Consider the following 20081-nt stretch of genomic DNA (forward strand, 5'->3'; position numbering starts at 1 on the left):
TGGTGCGAGTTTGTGTCAGTGGTTTGTGATCAGCTTGCCCAGGAAATCCTTGGCACGATCGGTCTGTGGATTGGTGAAGAACTCGTTCGGCGGTGCCTGTTCCACGATCTTCCCGTCGGCCATGAAGATCACCCGATCGGCCGCCTTGCGAGCGAAGCCCATCTCGTGGGTGACCACCAGCATGGTCATGCCTTCCTTGGCCAGACCCACCATGGTGTCGAGTACCTCATTGATCATTTCCGGGTCCAGCGCACTGGTCGGCTCGTCAAAGAGCATCACCTTGGGTTTCATGGCCAAGGCGCGTGCGATCGCCACGCGCTGCTGCTGGCCACCGGAGAGCTGTGCAGGCAATTTACCTGCCTGGTTGGCAACTCCAACACGTTCAAGCAGCTGCATGGCCAGCTTGTCGGCCTCGGACTTCTTCATGCCCTTGACCTTGATCGGGCCCAGGGTCACGTTCTCCAAGATGGTCTTGTGCGCGAAGAGGTTGAAGGACTGGAAAACCATCCCGACATCGGCACGCAGGGTGGCCAGGGCCTTGCCTTCCTCCGGCAACGTCTTGCCGTCGATCTTGATGCTTCCATCATCGATGGTTTCCAGGCGGTTGATCGCACGGCACAAGGTGGACTTGCCAGAGCCCGATGGGCCGAGGATCACGACTACTTCGCCCTTGGGGACCTGAAGGTTGATGTCGTTGAGGACATGCAGGGCGCCGTAATGTTTGTTGACCTTAGTCAGTTCGACAATCGGGCCGTTATATGAAGATTGAGTGGCGTGATCTCTTTTCATACCGTAGACATTATCCGATGTGACGGTGATAACGCGATAGGGATCACCAGTAGTCAGAAGTTGTTACCTAATGGTAATCAAAGAATCCGGCTTGACATGGCGAAAGTTTTCCGATTCAAGTATTGTGCGACCGTCGCCGGCACACTTCGCGCGGCCCGGGCGGATTCCGCGGGATCCTGCGGGAATTCCGGGCGTGTCTTTGCCTCCGGCACTTGTCAACCCGGCACCGGAGCGCCCCCATCCGGGTCGATGGGGGTGCCGTAGAGCCGGGATCCGGGAGTTGATCTGCAAGGACATATTGTGGCGGGAACCGTGAATGATGCCAAAACGTTTTCTAATCGGGCAGGGTGCTTCGGCCCCGGCAGGCTACCCAGCCGTTAGAGTAAAAACATGGCTCCAAAGCGAAAGAGTGAAGAGAACGCGCAGGCCGGGGGGAAGATCCACGTCGAGGCGTCGTGGCCGGGCAAGACCCCGGGCATGCAGCTGGACCGGTATCTGCTCTCCGGCCCGCAGGAAGACTTCACACATAATGATGTCTGGCGTGTCCTTCGGATACAAAGTGAGTTCGTGTCGGGATTCGGTGCGCTAGCCGGGATCAGTCCGGCGGTTTCCGTGTTCGGTTCGGCGCGTACCAGCGAAGACAGCCCCTACTACGAGCAGGCCGTGCGCATCGGCCAGCGCCTGGCCGAGGCCGGACTGATCACCATCACCGGAGGCGGCCCGGGTATCATGGCCGCTGCCAACAAGGGGGCCAGTGACGCCGGAGGGGTCTCGGTGGGGCTGGGTATCGAGCTGCCCTTTGAGACCGGGCTGAACCAGTGGGTCAACAAGGGCATCAACTTCCGCTACTTCTTCGTGCGTAAGACCATGTTCGTCAAGTACTCCCAGGGGTTCATCGTCCTGCCTGGCGGGTTCGGCACCCTCGATGAGCTCTTCGAGGCGTTGACCCTGGTCCAGACCGAGAAGATCACCGGGTTCCCGATCGTCCTGCTCGGCAGTGAATACTGGGGTGGCATGGTCGAATGGCTGACCCGGGTTGTGGCCGAGGAGCGGTGCATCTCGCCGAAGGACCTGAACCTGTTCACGGTCACGGACGATCCGGATGAAGCGGTGGATATCGTGATCAGCGCCCTGATGGATTCCCGGGCAGCGACCGACGCGAAAGGGCAGTAATGCCATTTATGCTCATAGCCCTGGCCCTCCTGATTTGCGCTGCCGCGGCCTTCTTCCTGACCATGCTCAGGAAACCGGCGCAACCGGTGGGCAAGCACTTTTCGGTACCGCGCGAACCGGTCAGCGGCCTGATCGAGCCCGAGGCCTCGCTGCCGCCGGTCCTCCTGCCTGTCCAGCCCTCACGCGCCGATGTGGACGCCGTAAGGTTCTCCATCGGCCTGCGCGGTTACCGCTGTGATCAGGTCGATGACGTCCTGGACCGGCTCGCCGGGCGGATCGAAGAGCTGGAAAATAAGATTCGTGACATCGAATCACGGCGTGTGATTAGCGACACGAGCGAAAATTAGGAATAATGGTGACTAAGAGTCTCCAAATCAACTAGGTAATCCCAGCTGATTGAACGGGCGTAAGGATGACCGTGTGCACGAATCCCAATGGGGAGAAATGCGCTGCGGTCACTGACGAAGGGAACAACTTACATGGCGGCGATGAAGCCACGCACCGGTGATGGGCCAATGGAAGTCACCAAGGAAGGTCGAAGCTTGATCCTACGCCTGCCGATTGACGGCGGCGGTCGCCTGGTGGTCGAGCTGAATGCGGCCGAGGCTGCCGAGTTGCGCAACTGTCTCGTGGACGTCACCGAATAGGACTACGTAAAGGGCCGGCTTCTGCCGGCCCTTTACCATTTATCCCGGAACACCCGGAACACCCGGAACACCCGGAACACCCGGAACACCCGGCACCGCCCGCGGCGCGCTGTGCCGTCTCTGGTGCGGCTAGGGCGTGTTGCTGGCGATGAACAGTCCCTGTTCGGTGGGCAGCAGGTGGCAGAGCATCTTCGGGTCTTCGCGCAGCATCCGCATGGCATCGCGCATCGCCACCGTGGAGGGTTTGCGCACCGCCGGCTTGGCCAGCCGGTGCTCGTCGAAGGCGTTGCCGATCACGATCATGCCGCGGGTGCCGATCAGGCGTTTGGCCTCGGCCACATAGTCCAGCAGGTTCCCATGGCCCGCATCGAAGAGCACCATGTCGTAGGCCCCGTCGGTCAGCCGACCCAGGACGGTGGCCGCCCGTTCGGTGATGATCCGTGCCCGGGCCCCGAGGATCCGGTCCTCGCGTAGGGCCTCGCGCAGCGCACTGACATGCTCCAGATCGCTTTCAATGGCCGTCAGGGTCCCGGTGCCTCCCATGCCGCGAAGGATGGCCAGCGAGGAGACACCCACCCCGGCGCCGATCTGCACCACGCTACGCGGTCGGTAGAGCATGCAGATCAGTTCCAGCAGCGAGCGGCCGGCCGGATCGATCGTGCGCACCCCCAGTTCCCGGGCCCGCTGGCGAGCATGCTCCAGGACCTCGTCTTCGGTCACGGAGTTCTGGGCGTGGGCCCAGCTGGCGAACAGCTCGGTATTCAGCGTAGGCATGGGATCTGTTCCTCAATCGTTAGTAGCGGCCATCGTCCATGTTATCGCCCTTTGCCGGTGTGGTGCGGGAGGCCTAACTGGGGGCGGCGATGCAGAGGATTCTTAGCTTCCGCTCAGCTGAAGGCGGCAGACTAGTAGACGTGAGTGATACGCAGAGTCAAGTAGTTGGCACCGCCCCGGTGGATCTGACCCCGACGTGGGATGAACTGGTGCGGGAACACGGCGACCGGATTTACCGTCTGGCCTACCGGCTGACCGGTAACCGCCAGGATGCCGAGGACCTGTCGCAGGAGGCCTTTGTCCGCGCCTTCAAGGCCCTTGACCAGTACACCCCGGGCACCTTGGGTGGCTGGCTGCACCGGATCACCACGAACCTGTTCCTGGATTCCGCGCGCCGGCGCTCCAGGATCCGTTTCGACCGGTTCGCCGAGGATGCCGAGGAGCGGATCGTGGGCACCCTGACAGGTCCGGAACGCGGATTCGAATTCAACAACCTCGACATCGATGTGCAGGAGGCGCTCAAGGCGCTGGCCCCGGACTTCCGTGCCGCGATCGTGCTCTGCGACCTGGAAGGGTATTCCTACGAAGAGGTGTCCCGGGTTCTGGGCATCAAGCTGGGCACCGTGCGTTCCCGGATCCACCGCGGACGGGCCATGCTGCGTGACGCGCTGGCACACCGCGATCCGGCCAACAGCAAGGCCCCGCTGACCGTATCGCTGCCCCGCATTGCCGGCAAGATCCTGCCCTCGGCAGGGTAGCGCCATACAGCGCAGGCTCGCCCGCCCGGGCGCCGCGCTTAGAACATCGGTGGCAGACAGGGTAATCTTTTAGCGTGGAGATCTTAGGTATCAACGGCGGCGAGTTCATCATTCTCGCCATTCTCGCAGTGGTCATCCTGGGCCCGGAGAAGCTGCCGGAGTATGCCAAAAAGCTGGCGAATCTGGTCAAGGAACTGCGCCGGATGGCCAACGGTGCCCGCGAACAACTGCGCGAGGAAGTCGGTGACGAGGTTGCCGATATGGACTGGAGCAAGCTTGACCCGCGCCAATACGATCCGCGCCGGATCATCAAGGAAGCCCTGGTTGACGAGTTCGACGAGGCCGTCAAGGCCGCCAAGTCCCCGGCGGTTCCAGCCCCGCCGGTGCGCAAATCCGTCACCCCGGTTCTCACCGAACGACTGGCACCGGACGAGGCCGCCCCTTTTGACACCGAGGCCACCTGAGGGCTACCGGCGAGCTAGAGACTCAACGGCAACGACTTGCCTGACAAGCCGCGCGGACGCCGGGTCAGTTGCGCGGCCAACTCGGTCAACGCCTGGCCCACCGCACTGTCCGGTGCGGTGAGCACCACCGGCACCCCGGAATCCGAACCGCTGCGCAGCGTCTCCTCCAACGGGATCTGCGCCATGAGCGGGGTCGGGTACCCGAGCTGTCCGGCCAATGAGGTGCTGAGGATCTGCCCTCCGCCGGAGCCGAAGATCTCCATCCGCGACCCATCGGGCAGGCGCAGGAAGCTCATGTTCTCCACCACGCCGATCACCTTCTGCTTAGTTTGCAAGGCGATGGTTCCAGCCCGTTCGGCCACCTGCGTGGCGGTGGACTGCGGGGTGGTGATCACCAGCAGCTCGGAATTGGGCAGCAGCTGCGAGACCGAGATCGCGATATCCCCGGTGCCCGGGGGAAGATCCAGCAGCAGGATATCCAGGTCGCCGAAGTAGACGTCGGAGAGGAACTGCTCCAGTGCCCGGTGCAGCATCGGCCCGCGCCAGATCACCGGCTGGTTGCTGTCCAGGAACATGCCGATGGAGATCACCTTCACCCCGTGGGCCACCGGCGGCAGGATCATGTCATCGACCCGGGTGGGGTTCTGCGTGATCCCCATCAGGGCGGGGATGGAGAAACCGTGCACATCGGCATCGATCAGACCCACCTTCAGCCCCTGGGTGGCCATGGCCGCGGCCAGGTTCACCGTGATCGAGCTCTTTCCCACTCCGCCCTTGCCGCTGGCCACCGCGATCACGCGGGTCAGGGACTGCGGGTCGGAGAATGGGGTGCGCCGGCTGGCCAGCGAGTCGCGCAGCGCCTGGCGCTGTTCCGGGCTCATCACTCCCAGCTGCACCTGGACCGCGTCCACCCCGTCCAGCCCGGCCACGGCCCGGTGCACGTCGGCCTCGATCGTGGAGCGCAGGGGGCACCCGGCAATGGTCAGCAGCACCTTGACCACGGCCGTGCCGCCGTCCATGGTGGCCGATTCGACCATGTTCAGTTCGGTGATGGGGCGGCGTAGTTCCGGGTCGATGACCGTGGACAACGCCTGCTTCAGGATCTCGGGGGTGCTCACTTGCCGCCTTGGGTGCCGTGCTGGGTGGGATTGGGGTCGACCTGCGGGATCAGCCCGGTGGCCGGTTGGCCGGATTTCCGGCGTGGGTTCTTGGCCCGCAGGTGCAGTTCCTCGCCGTCGGCTGTCTCGAGCAATTCCTCGAGCACATTGCGCAGTTCGGAGCGCACGTAGTCGCGGGTGGCCACATCCTGCATCGCCAGGCGCAGGCTGGCCAGTTCCCGGGTGAGGTACTCGGTGTCGTAGAGGTTGCGTTCGGCCCGGCTGCGGTCCTCGCTCAACGACACGCGGTCGCGGTCGTCCTGCCGGTTCTGGGCCAGCAGCAGCAACGGGGCCGCGTAGGAAGCCTGCAGCGAGAGCATCAGGGTCAGCGCGGTGAATCCCAGTGCGGCGGAGTCGAAGCGCCAGCCTTCCGGGGCCCAGGTGTTCCAGGCCAGCCAGAAGATGCAGAAGATCGTCATGTAGACCAGGAATTGCGGGGTGCCCATGAAACGGGCGAACTTCTCGGTGGAGGAACCGAAGGCGTCGGGATTCGGGTTGAACCGGGGGAAGAGCCGGGCACGGGCCGACAATGGGGTGTCCAGGCCGCCGGTTTTACGCTGCTCGGGCATTCGTGCTGCTCCTTTGGTCTGTGTCGTACAAAAGTTTAGTCCTGGCTGCGCCAGTCCTCGGGCAGCAGGTGGTCCAGGACGTCATCTACGGTGATCGCCCCGACCAGCCGACCTTCGGAATTGACCACGCCCAGCGAGGTGAGGTTGTAGGTGGCCAGATGGCGCACCACTTCGGCGATCGGGGCGATATCCGAGATCGGTTCCAGTTCCTTGTCCAGGATGTCCCCGAGCGGTTCCGGGGGTGCGGCACGTAGCAGCGCCTGGATGTGCACGGCCCCGAGGTACTTGCCGGTGGGGGTTTCCAACGGGGGACGCACCACATACACCGCGGAGGCCAGCGCGGGGGACAGCTCCTCGCGGCGTACCGAGGCCAGTGCCTCGGCCACCGTGGATTCGGGGGTCAGGATCACCGGTACCGGGGTCATCACCGAACCGGCGGTCCCTTCCGGGTAGGCTAGCAGGCGGCGTACGTCATCGGCCTCCTCCTGGTTCATCAGATCCAGCAGCTGGCTCTTGGTATCGTCGTTCAGCTCGCCGAGCAGGTCGGCCGCGTCATCCGGGTCCATCTCCTCCAGCACGTCCGCGGCGCGCTCCAGTCCCAGGGCCGAGAGGATCTGCACCTGCTCACGGTCGGGCAGCTCCTGGAGCACATCGGCCAACCGGTCATCCTGCAGGTGGGCGGCGATTTCCAGGCGGCGCTTCTCGTTCATCTCATGGAGCGCATCGGCGAAGTCCGCGGCCTTCATCTCATCGTGGGCCGCGACGAACGTATCGGCCGATTGCGGCTCATGCTGCCCGGCCTGGCTGATCTGGTCCCAGGAGACCAGCACCCGGTGGCGTTTGGTGCGGCGCAGGCCCAGCAGGCTGCTGCCCGGTTCGCCACGCTGGACGAAGTACTCGTTGACCACCCAGTCACCCATCCGCGTCTGGGCAAGTCCCACGTCCTCGACCACTCCGCTGCCCGAGCCGTCGCGGAAGAGCATCTTGCGGTCGAAGATCTCCGCGGCGACCAGGGTCTCGGCGCCGCGCTGCTGGAAACGACGCATGTTCACCAGCCCGGAACAGATCACCTGGTTCGATTCCATGCTCTGGATGCGGGTCATTGGCACGAAGACGCGGCGTTTACCGGGCACTTCGACGACCACGCCGACACAGGATGAGGGCTTGTTCGGGCCACGGGAGACCACCACGACATCACGCAACCGGCCCAGCCGGTCGCCCAGCGGGTCGAATACGTCCAACCCGAGCAGGCGGGCGACAAAGATCTTCGAAGGTGTAGTGCTCACGCCTCCAAGCGTATCGCGCGCAGCTGCCTGAATACTGTCAGCTACACCTCAGATGACCGCCCAGGTCTTTCACCCTCAGCGATAGCCGGGCCCGATATGGGGCAGTACACAGCAAATGAGGGCACAATATATGTATGACCTCGCCGCTTGGAGCAAAATCAATGAGCGCCAGCGGTTTGCCTCGTGGTGAACTGCTCGGCCGCTACACCTCGTACCTCGATGCCCAGAAACTTGTCGACTACCTGGCCGACAATGACTTCCCTGTCGCTTCGGTGACCATCGTGGGCAACGACCTGCGCACCGTGGAGCGGGTGACGGCCAAGCTCTCCTACCCGAAGGTGGCCTTGGCCGGTGCCGCCCAGGGCGCCATGATGGGTTTCTTCGTGGGGCTGCTGTTATCCCTGTTCAGCCCCGGCAGCGGGGTGTACCAGATCCTCTCGGCCATCGGCCTGGGTATGGCGATATGGATGATCGCCGGGGTCATCAGCTACTCGATGCGCCGCGGCAAGCGCGACTTCGCCTCCTCTAGCCAGTTCGTGGCCACCAGCTACGACGTGGTGGTCGACTTCTCCAATGCGCAGGCCGCCCGTTCGCTGGCCTCGAAACTGCCGATGCATCCGGGCCAGGTGGCCGCGCAGGCACCGGTCGCCACCCCGCCGGTGCAACAGCCGCCGGCCGGTCCGGCCGCCACCACACCGGTGGATCCCGCAACCCCCGCCGCCCCGGGCACACCCCAGCAGCAGGAACCGGCAGGCCAGGAGGAGCAGAACACCCCCAGCGGCAGCTTCCCGGATCTTCCCGACGGGCGCCCGCGCTACGGCGTGCGTGTCACCCCGGCGGCTCCGGCGGAAACACCCGGCACGGCCGAACAGCCGCAGACCGACACATCCGGCGGGCCGGCAAACGCTCCGGTGGCCGATGAGGAGCCCAAGGTGACCGCATCCACCAACCAGCAGCCGGCTGCGGAACCCGCCGGGGAGCAGGACGAACAGGATCGTTCCGGGACCTCCCGATGATATTCCACGCATAGGGAGTCATACGGCAGGTCCTGATGGCAGGATCTGGTTCCCTGAGCTGTCGGCGGTGCGGATTATGATATCCGCATGGCGTACATGAACCTCTGGGACTGGGTCGAGGCGGTTCTAGGATTCCTCGATGGTATCTGGCAGTGGATGACCCCAGGTATGGAGGTGGCGCGGGAATACCTTCCGGTGTTCACCCCATTTCTTGCCTTGATAGTGGCATCGACGGTAGCTTTCATCGGCCTGTGGACGTTCCGGCTACGGGTGAGAGTGGAACATGCCGACCAGTGGTGGAAGCGGGAGCAGTACGCGCTGGAGCTAACGAGGCACGAACACCAGCTGATGCGGCGCACTGCGGTGGCGATTTTACAGGCCCTGGTTCCCGGAGAGCCGCTCGAACATGCCAGCCGGGCAGAGTTGAAGGCAACGAAAAATCGAACAAGTCACGCTGGAAGATCGGGAATACGGAAGCTTCCGTGATCCGCAATGCGTTTAATGAGTTGACGATTGAAGGGCGGATCTCCCTGAGGATTTTTTCCTTCTTCCGGTGCTGAAATTCGGTAGCATGGGAGAAGAAGACGAAGGCGAGGTGGGCTGATCATGGGCAAACCAGCGGACAAGTCCGACCTCAAGGTAATCTTGGTGGCGGTCGACAAGAACCACTATGTGATCCGCAGTGCCGATGGCCGGAATCTGAGCAAGCCGCTTCGACTGGCAGAATACAAACAGCTGGTATCCCAGGCGCAAACGGTTGACGGGCTGAATCGACGGTTGGGCGATGCCAACGACCCCCGGATCGACCTGTTGCTCGGATTGAAGGACTCCAGCCTGCTCAAAGGGTAGTGGCAGGCCAGACGCTTGCTGCCATGGACGACAAGGGCCAGGGCCACGGAAATGAATCCGCGGCCCTGGCCCTTGGCCTTTTAAACCGAGGGATCAGCCGCGCAGCTTGGCCATCCAGGCTTCCACCGCATCCGGGTCGCGGGGCAGTGCCGCGGAGAGGTTCACCGCGCCATCCGCGGTGACCAGGATGTCATCCTCGATACGCACCCCGATGCCGCGGTACTCCTCGGGGATCGCCAGGTCCTCGGCCTTGAAGTAGAGGCCCGGTTCGATGGTGAAGACCATGCCCTCCTCGAGCTGGGCATCCAGGTACAGGTCCGCACGTGCCTGGGCGCAGTCGTGCACGTCCAGCCCCAGATGGTGGCTGGTGCCGTGCGGCATCCAACGTCGGTGGTGCTGGCCTTCGGGGGAGAGCGCCTCCTCCAGCGGAACCGGCAGCAGGCCCCAGGCATCGAGGTTCTCGGCCAGTACCCGGGTGGCGATCTGGTGCAGGTCGCGGAACTTCAGCCCGGGCTTCACCGCGGCGAAGGCCGCATCGGCGGCGTCGAGCACGGCCTGGTAGATCTTGCGCTGGATCGGGGTGAATCTCCCGGAGACCGGCAGTGAACGGGTGATATCCGCGGTGTACAGCGATTCGGCTTCCACTCCGGCGTCCAGCAGCAGCACTTCGCCCTCGCGTACGGTGCCGTTGTTGCGGATCCAGTGCAGGATGGTGGCGTTGTTGCCGCTGGCGGCGATGGTGTCGTAGCCCAACTCGTTGCCTTCGGCGCGGGCCCGCGCGAAGAAGGCGCCTTCCACAATGCGTTCGCCGCGTTCGTGGGCGATCGCCGCATCCAGCTGGCGCACCACGTCCTCGAACCCGGCGATGGTGGCGTCCACCGAGCCCTGCAGTTCGGCGATCTCGTACTCGTCCTTGACCAGGCGCAGCTCGGAGACGAACTCGGCCAGTTCGTTATCCAGCGCATCGCTGGCTTCCAGGTCCTGCCCGGTGTTGATACGGGAGGTGTCGACCAGGGCCTCGACGTTCAGGTCCACCTCGCGCACTAGCCGGATACGGATGCCACCCAGGGCCTGCGGACCCGAGTTCTTGGTGATGGCCGTTTCCAGTTGCTCCAGCCCCTCGGTGGGCATGCCGGTGCGGGCGGACATGGTCGACAGGGTGGGGCGGGGGCCGATCCAGAATTCGCCGGAGCGGGAGTTCAGGTAGAACTCGGTGGAGTCACGGCCGGCCATGGGAGCGAAGTACAAGGTGGCGGCGTGGTTGCCGCCTTGATCTCCGGCCCCTTCGTCTGTGGGTTCCAGGATCAGTACCGCATCCGGTTCGTGATCCACTCCCAGACCGGTCAGGTGGGCAAAGGCCGAATGCGGGCGGAACCGGTAATCGGTGTCGTTGCTGCGTACCTTCAGCGGACCGGCCGGGATCACCAGCCGTTCGCCGGGGAACCGGGCGGAGAGGGCCTGGCGGCGTGCTGCCGCGTAGCCGGCGGCCGGATCGGCGTCGGGCAGGGCGGAGGTGTCCGGGGCCCAGCTGGAGGCCATGAATTCCTGGAATGCCCGCGAAGTGGGTCGCTGCGAGCGGTTGTTGACTCGATCTTGGATGGGTTGATCGTTACCGGGTGTCGATGCTTCAGTGGTCATGATCCAATACTGTCACCTGCCACGGCCTGCGCACAAAGCCGTGGGCGAGGCGATAGTCTATTGCCATGTTGATCGACCTGCACACCCACTCGAATATCTCGGACGGTACCGAGAGCCCGGCCGACCTGATGATGGCGGCAGCCGGTGCCGGGGTGGATGTGCTGGCATTGACCGATCACGACCAGACCACAGGGTGGGAGCAGGCGCGCGCCGCGGCGCAGCGACTGGGGATCGGGTTCGTTCCGGGGATGGAAATCACCTGCCACTCGCGCCAGGGTATCAGTGTGCACCTGCTCAGTTACCTGCACAACCCGCACTACCAGCCGCTGCTGGATGAGCTGAAGGTCACCCGCACCGCCCGGGAGAGCCGGGCACAGCGCATAGTGGGGCTGTTGTCCGAGGATTTCCCGATCAGCTGGGAGCTGGTGCAGGAGCACACCCAGCCGGGCAGCACCGTGGGCCGCCCGCATATCGCCGACGCACTGGTCAGTGCCGGGGTGGTGATCAACCGTGATGAGGCGTTCGCCAGCATGCTCTCGGCGCGATCACGCTACTACGTGTCGCACCCGGCGGTGAACCCGGTGGATGCGGTGCGCCTGGTCCGTGAGGCCGGAGGGGTGCCGGTATTCGCCCACCCGATGGCCTCGGCTCGCGGCCGGGTGGTGCCCCCGGAGGATTTTGAGGAGCTGATCGAGGCCGGTTTGGCCGGGGTGGAGATCCACCATCGGGATAATTCGGCGGCCGGACGCCGGTTCCTGTCCGGCCTGGCCGAACGCCATGACCTGATCGTGACCGGGTCCTCGGACTACCACGGGTCGGGTAAGCCGAACCGGTTGGGGGAGAACAGCACCGATCCGGTGATGCTTCAGCGCATCGTGTCCGAGGGGACCGGGTCGTTCGCCTCGATGTAACGGGTCTGCGCATCCAGCCGGTGGCGCATCACCTCGATCGCCTCGGTGTTCTGGTCGATTAGCACGAATTTCCGTCCGAGCTTGGCGGCCACTGCGCCGGTGGTCCCGGATCCGGCGAAGAAGTCCAGCACCCAGTCGCCGGGGCGCGAGGAGGCTGTGATGATCCGGCGCAGGATCCCCTCGGGCTTTTGCGTGGGGTACCCGGTTTTCTCCTTGCCGGTCGGTGAGACGATGGTATGCCACCAGACGTCGGTGGGCAGTTTGCCGCGCTCGCGTTTTTCCGGGGTGACCAGGCCCGGGGCCATATAGGGTTCGCGGTCGACCTCGGCCGAATCGAAGTGGTACTTCTTCGGGTCCTTGACATACACCAGGATGGTGTCGTGCTTGGCCGGCCAGCGGCTTTTGGCCCGGGCCCCGTAGTCGTAGGCCCAGATGAGCTCGTTCAGGAAGCAGTCGCGCCCGAAGATCTCGTCGAGCAGCACCTTCACATAGTGCACTTCGCGGTAGTCCAGGTGTACGTACAGGGTGCCGTCTTCGGCCAGCAGCCGGTAGGCCTCATGCAGCCTGGGGGCGATGAAGCTCAGGTAGTCGTCGAAGGAATCGTGGTAGGAGCGGGCCTGCCCCAATTCGGTGACGTACTCCAGTCCCTTGAAACCCACCCTGTCGCCTTCCCCGGTCGCGGCGCGCACCATGGTGCGCGCCGCCCGGGTCTGTTTGCGCCCGGTGTTGAACGGCGGGTCGACGTAGATGAGGGTGAAGGAGGCGTCGGGCATTGCCGCCAGGATCTCGAGGTTCTCCCCGTGGGCCACGGTGTTCGGCCCCTGCGGGTCGAACATCGCCGGACCCATGTCGAACAGCGGACTTGTCACGTACTTTTCGTTTCCTTCCAACATCATGCCGACCCGTCAGGGGCGAACCTAGTCCTGCTGTCCGCCGGCATCCTGGCTGCGGGTGCGGCGACGGGTGCGCCGGCGGCGCGGGGTGCCGCTATCGCCGGCCGGATGGGTTTCGCGGTGGCGTTCGGTTTCCCGGCTGGGGCGGTCCTGCTTGCCCTTGGAGTGGCCGTGCCGGTCGGCCCCGTCCATGGCCACCGGGGTGTCGTCCTGGCCGGTGCGCCGGGTGCGCTTGCGGTTGCGGTTGGGGTTCGGGGTGCGCTCGGCACGTGGTGCGCGGCGTTCGCCGGCGTCCTCGGCGGTGGCCTTCCTGACCCGCGGCAACCGTCCCTTGGTGCCGGCCGGGATATCCAGGTCGGCGAAGAAATGCGGTGAGGAGGAGTAGGTTTCCACCGGTTCGGGCACGTTCAGGCCCAGCGCCTTGTTGATCAACGACCAGCGTGGCACCGAATCCCAGTCCACGAAGGTCACCGCGATACCGGTGTTGCCGGCACGGCCGGTACGGCCCACCCGGTGCAGGTAGGTGTTCTCGTCATCCGGGCACTGCAGGTTCACCACGTGGGTGACATCATCCACGTCGATACCGCGGGCGGCCACATCGGTGGCGACCAGGATGTCCACCTTGCCGGCGCGGAAGGCCTTCAGCGCCTGTTCGCGGGCTCCCTGGCCCAGGTCGCCGTGCAGCGAACCGGCGTTGAAGCCGCGGTCCACCAGCTCGTCGGCCAGCTTCGCGGCCGAACGCTTGGTCTGCGTGAAGATGATGGTCTTGCCGCGGCCCTCGGCCTGCAGCATGCGGGCCACCATCTCGTCCTTGTCCAGGTTGTGGGCCCGGTACACCAACTGGCGGATATTGCGTTTGGTGATCGAGTCGTCACCCGGGTCCGCGGCACGGATATGCATCGGGCGGGACATGTATCGCCGAGCCATGGTGATGACCGGGCCGGGCATGGTGGCGGAGAACAGCATGGCCTGGCGTACCGGAGGCAGGGCGGCCAGGATGCGTTCGACATCGGGCAGGAAGCCCAGGTCCAGCATCTCGTCGGCTTCGTCGAGCACCACGGTGGCGATCTGCTTCAGGTTCAGCACACGCTGGCGGTTCAGGTCGATCAGCCGGCCCGGGGTGCCGACGATCACGTCGGTGCCGGCCTTCAGCGCTGCGATCTGCTCCTCGTAGGGGCGGCCGCCGTAGATGGTGGTCACCCGGACCCCGGCGTGGCGCGAGGCCTGCGCCAGGTCCGCGGAGACCTGCAGGGCCAGTTCACGGGTCGGGGCCACGATCAGGGCCTGCGGGGCGCCGGGGAACTCCAGCCGGTCGTAGCCCTCATCGGATTCGCGGATCACGCGTTGCAGGGCCGGGATGCCGAAGCCCAGGGTCTTGCCGGTGCCGGTCTTGGCCTGGCCGATGATGTCGTTGCCGGCCAGCGCGACCGGCAGGGTCAGCGACTGGATGGGGAAGGGATGGACGATGCCGGCTTCGGAGAGGGAGGCGACAATGTCCGCGCGGACTGCGAAGTCGGCGAAGGTCTTGGGTTCTTCTTCAGGAACCGCCGTGGCGTCCTGGATGGTCGTGTCAGTCACGATAGTCGTATTCTCGTTTCACGTTGGCGTTCCGCTCTAGGCAGCTCCCGGGCGCCGAGGCGGCCGGAGGTTGTGCGCTATGGAACGCGGTCCAGCGGAGCCGATCGCGTCATACACCAGCACCGGCACGCGGTGTGGGGGATGGTGACCGCTGGGAAGTCACCACGAAAACTGTTCATTGTCGTTTAGCGCGGTGCGACCGGGCATCCTGAATATCTTGCGTATGCCCAAGCATAACGGGTTTTGGGCTCAGGTGGCTTGAGGTGTGACCATGATTGCCACCTGTTCGAACTCGCAGGTGCGCTTTTGCGGGTCGGCGCGGGTCAGGCGTACCCGGACCAGGGACGCCGCCTCGGCCGGCCCGCGGAAGGAACCGGTGACCGCCTCGTCCAGCAGCTGCACCAGTCCCGGACGCTCCGTTCCCTGCCCGTTGGCGGCCGCTTCGGGGCGCAAGACGACCGCCTGGAACTCCTGTCCCACCCGGTGCCGCATGACCCACGCCTCGATCAGGTCGATGCTGGCCTTGGACACCCGGGACGCCTCGGTGGAACTGGCGCGCATCAGGGCGGGCAGTTCCTCCAGTGCCTGGTGCAGGGTCGACGGGATCCGCTGGCCGGTGACGATCAGGTGGCAGGTGAGCAGCACGAACCGGTCCACCAGCCGGCGCAGCGGCGCGGTGGCATGCGTGTAGGGTGCCGCCAGCGCGGCCTGGAGCAGCTCGTTGGCGGGCTGGCCGTTGATCACCGAGTAGTCCGCCCCGCGGAAGAGCGCAGCGGCGCGGTGCATCAGCACCAGCTCGGCCGGGCGGCTGATATCCAGGGTGCGCAGGAACTGCCCGTAGCTGCTGCCCGCATCCCACGGATGGCCCAGGATCCGGCTGTGCATGCGGAACTCCTCCAGCTCCCGGGGACCCGGTTGCGGCATGGTGCGCAGGATCCCCACTCCGGCCCCGATCATCAGCTGGGCTGCGGCGATGCCGGTGAGCAGGGAGATCTGGGCGTTGTAGTCCTCCACGGGCAGCGGGAAGCGGGAGCGCAGCTGGTAGTTGCCGCGGCTATCGACCTGCACTTCCTGTTCGGGAAGGTTCAGCGACGCGCCGTGGCGCAGCTGCTCCTGGTGGATGCGCAGCAACCCGATGCGGCGCAGCAGCCGCAGCTGCTCACTGGCGTGCTGCCGGTCCAGGGCCTCCTGGGCCGTGGGGTAGTCGAGCTTGGCCCGGGAACGGATGCTGGATCGTTCCAGGGCGATGTTCTCCAGCGCGCCCTCGGGATCCAGATCCATGATCCAGATGAAGGCCCGCCGGGTGGCGCCGGGCAACAGCGAACCGTGGTCCTCGCTGATGATGCTCGGATGCAAGCCGATCCGGCGATGCGGCAGGTAGTATGTCTGCCCGCGGGCCCTGGTGACCTCATCCAGCGTCGAGCCCAAGGGCACGATGGCCGGTACATCGGCAATGGCGTAGTACACGCGGAAACCACGCGCCGTGTTCTGAAGGAACATGGCCTGGTCCAGATCGGTGGAGGTGGCCGGGTCCAGGGTGAAGAAAGGCAGATGGGTGTGATCCGCCGGTGCCGGGGGCAGGGCCTGCAGGGATTGCCGGGCCGCGGCCATAACCGGCTCGGTGAAGTCGCCGGGAAGCCTGAACTCGCTTTCCAGCTGTTCCAGCATTGCTTCCAGACCGGCCGCGGGAGCCGGGGTCCGGAATTTTATCCGTCGATCCACCACGGGAAAATCATAACCGGGCATGTGGTGCACGGCACAACCGGCCGGCTGCGACAGGGTGCCGCGGTGTTAACGGCGCAGGTGGCCTGCCGCGAGCTGCGGCAGGCCACCTGGCAGGGAGTTCTACTGGGCGAAGCCCACGCGGCGGACCTGGTCCGGGCCGACTTCCACATAGGCGATTCCGGCGGCAGGAACGATGACCTCCCGGCCCTTGGCGTCGGTCAGGCGCAGCTGCCCGCCATCGTTCAGGGCCTTGGTGACCAGCTCGGTGATGGCCGCATTGTCCTGTTCTGATTCAAGGACTACTTCGCGGGCGACGTTCTGGATGCCAATACGGATTTCCATAAAGCTGATGATCCTCTCGAAGATTCGGTAACTGCCCGGTGCACGCACCGTTGACGGCGCGTGGTGGACCTAGAACCAAATCTAGCTAGTTTTCCTTCGGGAACCGCGCAATTCCGCGCCAAGCTAAAAGCGAAATCAGCTCCACGGCGGTGCGCTGGGACACCCCGTCATCGGTGGTGGCCCAGTAGCGGGCCGAAACCTGCGAGAGCCCGGCCAGCGCACGGCCCAGCAATTTGCCTTCCGCCTCGTTCAGCTGCGTGTCCGCCACCACGACCTCGGCGATCGCCTCGGCCAGCTGGGCGTTGAACTGTTCGATCCGTTCGGCGATCAGCGGGTCGGAGAGCACATCGGATTCGAAGATCAGCCGGTAGGCCTGCGATTCGCGCCGGATGTAGCGGTAATAGGTGTCGATGGTGTTGTAGACGCGTTCGCGGTTGTCGTCCGAGGAGGCGATGGCCTGGCCGAGCAGGTCCGAGAATTCGGCCAGATGCGAGTCCAGTAGCGCCAGGTAGAGTTCGCGTTTGCCGGGGAAGTGCTGGTACAGCACAGGTTTGGAGACCGCGGCCACTTCCGCGATTTCATCCATGGACGCGCCATGGTAGCCGTGGGCCACGAAGACCTGGTGGGCGGCGGAGAGCAGTTGGCGACGTCGGGCTTCGCGCGGTAGTCGTTGGGTGCGTGTGCCCTTGCGTTCTTCGATTCCCGACATGGTGTGCCTTTCACCGTGTTGACCCGACGAGGACCGCGATTCCCTTCGGTGGGATCACCCTCGGGACGGCCTCATTGTGTGTAGTATTCCACGTTGCGACGCAAAAGTGTCCATTTCCGCTGTGACCAGTGGTGTGAAGCGGCGTGGGTGCCCGTGGGGTTAGGCGCTGCGTGAATCCAGGTCCATGGGGCAGCTGGCGGGGGCCGGGGCCTTCTTCTCCGGATCCGCGGCGGTCTGCCGGGCGGGGGCCGGGGTCGAAACCTCAAGTCCGTACATGGTTTCCAGGGCGCTGATATAGTCCCCGGCACGGCCCTGGGCCGCCAGTTCGCGGGCACGGACCGTGGGCACATGCAGCAGCTGGCGCATCATCCGGCGCATGGCCAGTTCGACCTCGTCGGCGGCGGAGGTGCAACCATGCTGGGAGCGCACCTTGGCGACTTCGGCTTCCAGCACCTGCTGGGTGTGCCGGCGCAGGGCCACAATGGCGTGGTCCGCTTCGCGTTCACGCTGCAGGGCGTCGAATTCGTCGGCGGAGCGGGCCACGATCTTCTTGGCCTCGTAGACGGCCAGCGCCTGCTCATCCGGGGCGGCCATCCGCACCGACTCCAGGGTGATCAGCTCGACATCCGGCAGTTCGGCCAGCCGGGGGTCGAAATCGTGGGTGAGCGCCATGTCGATGGCGATCAACGGGTGGTTGCGCACCCGCAGGGTGGTCAGCCGTTCACGGGTCAGCGTGGTGCCGTTGCCACTGCAACCGATGATTACATCGGCCTGGCGCAGGGCCTGGTCCAGCTCGCCTTCGGCGATGGGGCTGACATCGCGTTTGGATGCGAAGTCCTCGGCACGCCCGGAGGTGGAGTACACCTTGATATGCCGCACACCGCGTTCGCGCAACAGGGCCAGGGTGGCGCCGGCGTAGGCCCCGGTGCCGAAGAGCACCACTTCCTGCTCGGACCAGTCACGACTGGCGCTCATCAGGTCATCGGCCAGGTCCAGGGCCACGGAGACCACGGACTTGCCCTGGGAACCGAGGGCGGTCTGCGACCCGACGTCCTTGGCGGTGCGGGTGGCGGTTTCGAATAAGCGGGTGAGGTTCCCGGTGGTGGTCTTCTGGGTCTGGGCCTCGGCCAGGGCACGGCGCACCTGTCCGGCGATCTCGCGTTCGCCGACCACGGCGCTCTCCAGCCCGGCGCCGACCGAGAACAGGTGGTCGATTACCGCGCGGCCCTCGAAACGCAGCAGTTTGCTTTCCAGCAGGTGCGCGGGAATGCCGCTGGTGTCGGCCAGCTGCTCGACCAGTTCGGTGGCGGCGGTCAACGGGGAGGTCACATCGGCGTAGACCTCGAAGCGGTTGCAGGTCGCGAGCACCACGGTGCCATTGACGGACAGGGACGCGGATTTAAGGGACGCTGTCGCCAGCTCGCCGGCCGAGGCACTCAGGTGGGCCACGGTCTCCAGGTCGAGCTGCGAATGCGAGGCAACAAGAGATAGGTAAACCACAGTGACCCAAGAATAGGCCCGAATTACGTCTTTGGACAACGAAGGTGAACCTTCCTTCGACGCATTTCCACCGCGATTTCGACGAGTTGTAGAGGTTTTTCGACGGTATGTAGAAGTAATGTTGCTCACCAAGTGATCGGGCTCACCGGATCGGGTAGGCATTTCGGGTCAAGACTTGGCAGAATTGGGGTCATGACCCTGCCTGCAGACCATCCTCTGGTTGATGGACGTACGAGTAACTCCGCCCTGATCGCCGCATTGACCGGCGGCACCCCGAGCCACACCCCGGTGTGGTTCATGCGCCAAGCCGGGCGCTCGCTGCCCGAATACCGCGAACTGCGCGAAGGCACCACCATGCTCGATTCCTGCCTGGATCCGAAAATGGCCAGCGAAATCACCCTGCAGCCGGTGCGCCGGCACAAGGTCGATGCCGGGATCTTCTTCTCCGATATCGTGATCCCGTTGCGCCTGGCCGGGATCGGCGTGGACATCGTCCCCGGGGTGGGTCCGGTGCTCACCGAGCCGATCCGTACCGCGCAGCAGGTTGCCGCCCTACCGGAAATGACCGATGAGTCCCTGGACCCGATCCGCGAGGCCGTGGCACTGACCGTGGCCGAACTGGGCACCACCCCGTTGATCGGTTTCGCCGGCGCCCCGTACACAGTGGCCGCCTACATGGTCGAAGGCAAGCCGAGCCGCGACCACCTGGGCCCGCGCACCATGATGCATTCGGACCCGGACACCTGGAAGGCCCTGATGGACTGGGCCGCGGACGCCTCGGGCAAGTTCCTGCGCGCCCAGGTCGACGCCGGGGCCTCCGCCGCCCAGCTCTTCGACTCCTGGGCCGGCTCGCTTCCACTGGCCGATTACCGGAAGTTCGTCGCCCCGGCCTCGGTGCGTACCCTGGACCACGTGCGCGATACGGGGGTGCCGCTGATCCACTTCGGTACCGGTACCGGCGAGCTGCTGACCGCGATGCGCGATGTGGGGGTGGACGCCATGGGCATCGACTACCGGATCCCGTTGGATGTGGCCGCCGAACGGCTGGGGCAGGACATCACGCTGCAAGGCAATATCGACCCGGCACTGCTCGAAGCCCCGTGGGAGGTGCTCGAGGCCCATGTGCGCGATGTGGCCGCCCGGGGTGCCAAAGCCCGGTCGCATGTATTCAATCTGGGTCACGGGGTGCCGCCGCATACCGACCCCGCGGTGCTTACCCGCGTGGTGGAACTGATCCATTCGCTCTAGAACGCGCAGGGCTAAGCTGGTGGCAGGGCCAGCGGGCCGGCACCGCAAGCACAGA

At 65.0% G+C, this 20081-nt stretch carries 22 protein-coding genes; 10 read left to right on the top strand and 12 right to left on the bottom strand.

The features are described from left to right. Positions 1-15: 15 nt before the first annotated feature. Positions 16-789: an amino acid ABC transporter ATP-binding protein gene (locus tag OK351_RS02220; protein WP_371931361.1), complete on the bottom strand. Its 774-nt coding sequence runs from the start codon at positions 787-789 to the stop codon at positions 16-18. A 477-nt stretch (positions 790-1266) separates the two neighbouring features. Here OK351_RS02220 and OK351_RS02225 point away from each other — a divergent pair, with 477 nt between their 5' ends. The 3 genes from OK351_RS02225 (at position 1267) to OK351_RS02235 (ending at position 2609) form a co-directional block, all read left to right on the top strand. Next, a complete protein-coding gene (locus OK351_RS02225; protein WP_265155790.1) occupies positions 1267-1962 on the top strand; it encodes an LOG family protein in 696 nt (231 codons plus the stop codon). Further along, positions 1962-2309: a DivIVA domain-containing protein gene (locus OK351_RS02230; RefSeq protein ID WP_265155702.1), complete on the top strand. Its 348-nt coding sequence runs from the start codon at positions 1962-1964 to the stop codon at positions 2307-2309. The genes OK351_RS02225 and OK351_RS02230 overlap by 1 nt, the downstream gene beginning before the upstream one ends. Before the next feature lie 132 nt (positions 2310-2441). Next, a complete protein-coding gene (locus OK351_RS02235) occupies positions 2442-2609 on the top strand; it encodes a DUF3117 domain-containing protein (protein ID WP_265155703.1) in 168 nt (55 codons plus the stop codon). A gap of 129 nt (positions 2610-2738) precedes the next feature. On the opposite strand, the gene OK351_RS02240 is transcribed toward OK351_RS02235, so the two are convergent. Continuing rightward, positions 2739-3383 carry an O-methyltransferase gene (locus OK351_RS02240; RefSeq protein WP_265155704.1) on the bottom strand — a complete coding sequence of 215 codons (645 nt, stop codon included), beginning with the start codon at positions 3381-3383 and terminating at the stop codon, positions 2739-2741. 140 nt (positions 3384-3523) lie between these two features. Here OK351_RS02240 and sigE point away from each other — a divergent pair, with 140 nt between their 5' ends. Together sigE and OK351_RS02250 are read left to right on the top strand one after the other, a co-directional pair. Beyond that, a complete protein-coding gene (sigE, locus tag OK351_RS02245; protein WP_265155705.1) occupies positions 3524-4141 on the top strand; it encodes an RNA polymerase sigma factor SigE in 618 nt (205 codons plus the stop codon). An 80-nt stretch (positions 4142-4221) separates the two neighbouring features. Continuing rightward, on the top strand, positions 4222-4605 hold the full coding sequence (locus OK351_RS02250; protein ID WP_265155791.1) for a sec-independent translocase: 384 nt from the start codon (positions 4222-4224) through the stop codon (positions 4603-4605). Positions 4606-4619: 14 nt separating this feature from the next. On the opposite strand, the gene OK351_RS02255 is transcribed toward OK351_RS02250, so the two are convergent. The 3 genes from OK351_RS02255 to OK351_RS02265 are packed head-to-tail and all read right to left on the bottom strand — an operon-like array spanning position 4620 to position 7617. Beyond that, complete coding sequence (locus tag OK351_RS02255) at positions 4620-5723, bottom strand: Mrp/NBP35 family ATP-binding protein (protein ID WP_265155706.1); 1104 nt, start codon at positions 5721-5723, stop codon at positions 4620-4622. Next, complete coding sequence (locus OK351_RS02260) at positions 5720-6331, bottom strand: DUF1003 domain-containing protein (RefSeq protein WP_265155707.1); 612 nt, start codon at positions 6329-6331, stop codon at positions 5720-5722. The genes OK351_RS02255 and OK351_RS02260 overlap by 4 nt, the downstream gene beginning before the upstream one ends. Before the next feature lie 35 nt (positions 6332-6366). Further along, positions 6367-7617 (bottom strand): magnesium transporter MgtE N-terminal domain-containing protein, encoded by a 1251-nt coding sequence (locus tag OK351_RS02265; RefSeq protein WP_265155708.1) that lies wholly within the window; start codon positions 7615-7617, stop codon positions 6367-6369. A 161-nt stretch (positions 7618-7778) separates the two neighbouring features. On the opposite strand from OK351_RS02265, the gene OK351_RS02270 reads away from it, so the two are divergent. The 3 genes from OK351_RS02270 to OK351_RS02280 all read left to right on the top strand — a co-directional run bounded on the left by OK351_RS02270 (position 7779) and on the right by OK351_RS02280 (position 9482). After that, positions 7779-8633 (top strand): YflT domain-containing protein, encoded by an 855-nt coding sequence (locus OK351_RS02270; RefSeq protein WP_265155709.1) that lies wholly within the window; start codon positions 7779-7781, stop codon positions 8631-8633. Between the two features lie 87 nt (positions 8634-8720). Then, on the top strand, positions 8721-9119 hold the full coding sequence (locus tag OK351_RS02275) for a hypothetical protein (RefSeq protein ID WP_265155710.1): 399 nt from the start codon (positions 8721-8723) through the stop codon (positions 9117-9119). Positions 9120-9239: 120 nt separating this feature from the next. After that, complete coding sequence (locus OK351_RS02280; RefSeq protein WP_265155711.1) at positions 9240-9482, top strand: hypothetical protein; 243 nt, start codon at positions 9240-9242, stop codon at positions 9480-9482. Between the two features lie 93 nt (positions 9483-9575). Here the strand turns inward: OK351_RS02280 and OK351_RS02285 are convergent, their stop codons facing one another. Next, positions 9576-11120, bottom strand: a complete 1545-nt coding sequence (locus tag OK351_RS02285; protein ID WP_265155712.1) for an aminopeptidase P family protein — start codon at positions 11118-11120, stop codon at positions 9576-9578. A 65-nt stretch (positions 11121-11185) separates the two neighbouring features. Here OK351_RS02285 and OK351_RS02290 point away from each other — a divergent pair, with 65 nt between their 5' ends. Next, positions 11186-12031 carry a PHP domain-containing protein gene (locus OK351_RS02290; RefSeq protein WP_265155713.1) on the top strand — a complete coding sequence of 282 codons (846 nt, stop codon included), beginning with the start codon at positions 11186-11188 and terminating at the stop codon, positions 12029-12031. Here the strand turns inward: OK351_RS02290 and OK351_RS02295 are convergent. From OK351_RS02295 to OK351_RS02320, 6 genes are all read right to left on the bottom strand, one after another. Next, entirely contained in the window at positions 11986-12879 is an 894-nt protein-coding gene (locus OK351_RS02295) for a DNA-methyltransferase (protein ID WP_265155792.1), read from the bottom strand. The two genes, OK351_RS02290 and OK351_RS02295, sit on opposite strands and share 46 nt — an antisense overlap. A gap of 69 nt (positions 12880-12948) precedes the next feature. Beyond that, on the bottom strand, positions 12949-14502 hold the full coding sequence (locus OK351_RS02300) for a DEAD/DEAH box helicase (protein WP_265155714.1): 1554 nt from the start codon (positions 14500-14502) through the stop codon (positions 12949-12951). 249 nt (positions 14503-14751) lie between these two features. Then, entirely contained in the window at positions 14752-16224 is a 1473-nt protein-coding gene (locus OK351_RS02305; RefSeq protein ID WP_265155715.1) for an RNB domain-containing ribonuclease, read from the bottom strand. A 123-nt stretch (positions 16225-16347) separates the two neighbouring features. Then, the gene (locus tag OK351_RS02310; RefSeq protein WP_265155716.1) at positions 16348-16569 is read right to left on the bottom strand and encodes a DUF3107 domain-containing protein; all 222 of its coding nucleotides are present in this window, start codon (positions 16567-16569) and stop codon (positions 16348-16350) included. An 85-nt stretch (positions 16570-16654) separates the two neighbouring features. Beyond that, on the bottom strand, positions 16655-17278 hold the full coding sequence (locus OK351_RS02315) for a TetR/AcrR family transcriptional regulator (RefSeq protein ID WP_265155717.1): 624 nt from the start codon (positions 17276-17278) through the stop codon (positions 16655-16657). A gap of 159 nt (positions 17279-17437) precedes the next feature. After that, positions 17438-18778, bottom strand: a complete 1341-nt coding sequence (locus OK351_RS02320; protein ID WP_265155718.1) for a glutamyl-tRNA reductase — start codon at positions 18776-18778, stop codon at positions 17438-17440. A 192-nt stretch (positions 18779-18970) separates the two neighbouring features. Here OK351_RS02320 and hemE point away from each other — a divergent pair, with 192 nt between their 5' ends. Continuing rightward, entirely contained in the window at positions 18971-20026 is a 1056-nt protein-coding gene (hemE, locus tag OK351_RS02325; protein WP_265155719.1) for a uroporphyrinogen decarboxylase, read from the top strand. The last annotated feature ends 55 nt before the right edge of the window (positions 20027-20081 follow it).

Origin of the sequence: Glutamicibacter sp. MNS18 (assembly GCF_026107515.2) — a bacterium.
Lineage (GTDB): Bacteria > Actinomycetota > Actinomycetes > Actinomycetales > Micrococcaceae > Glutamicibacter.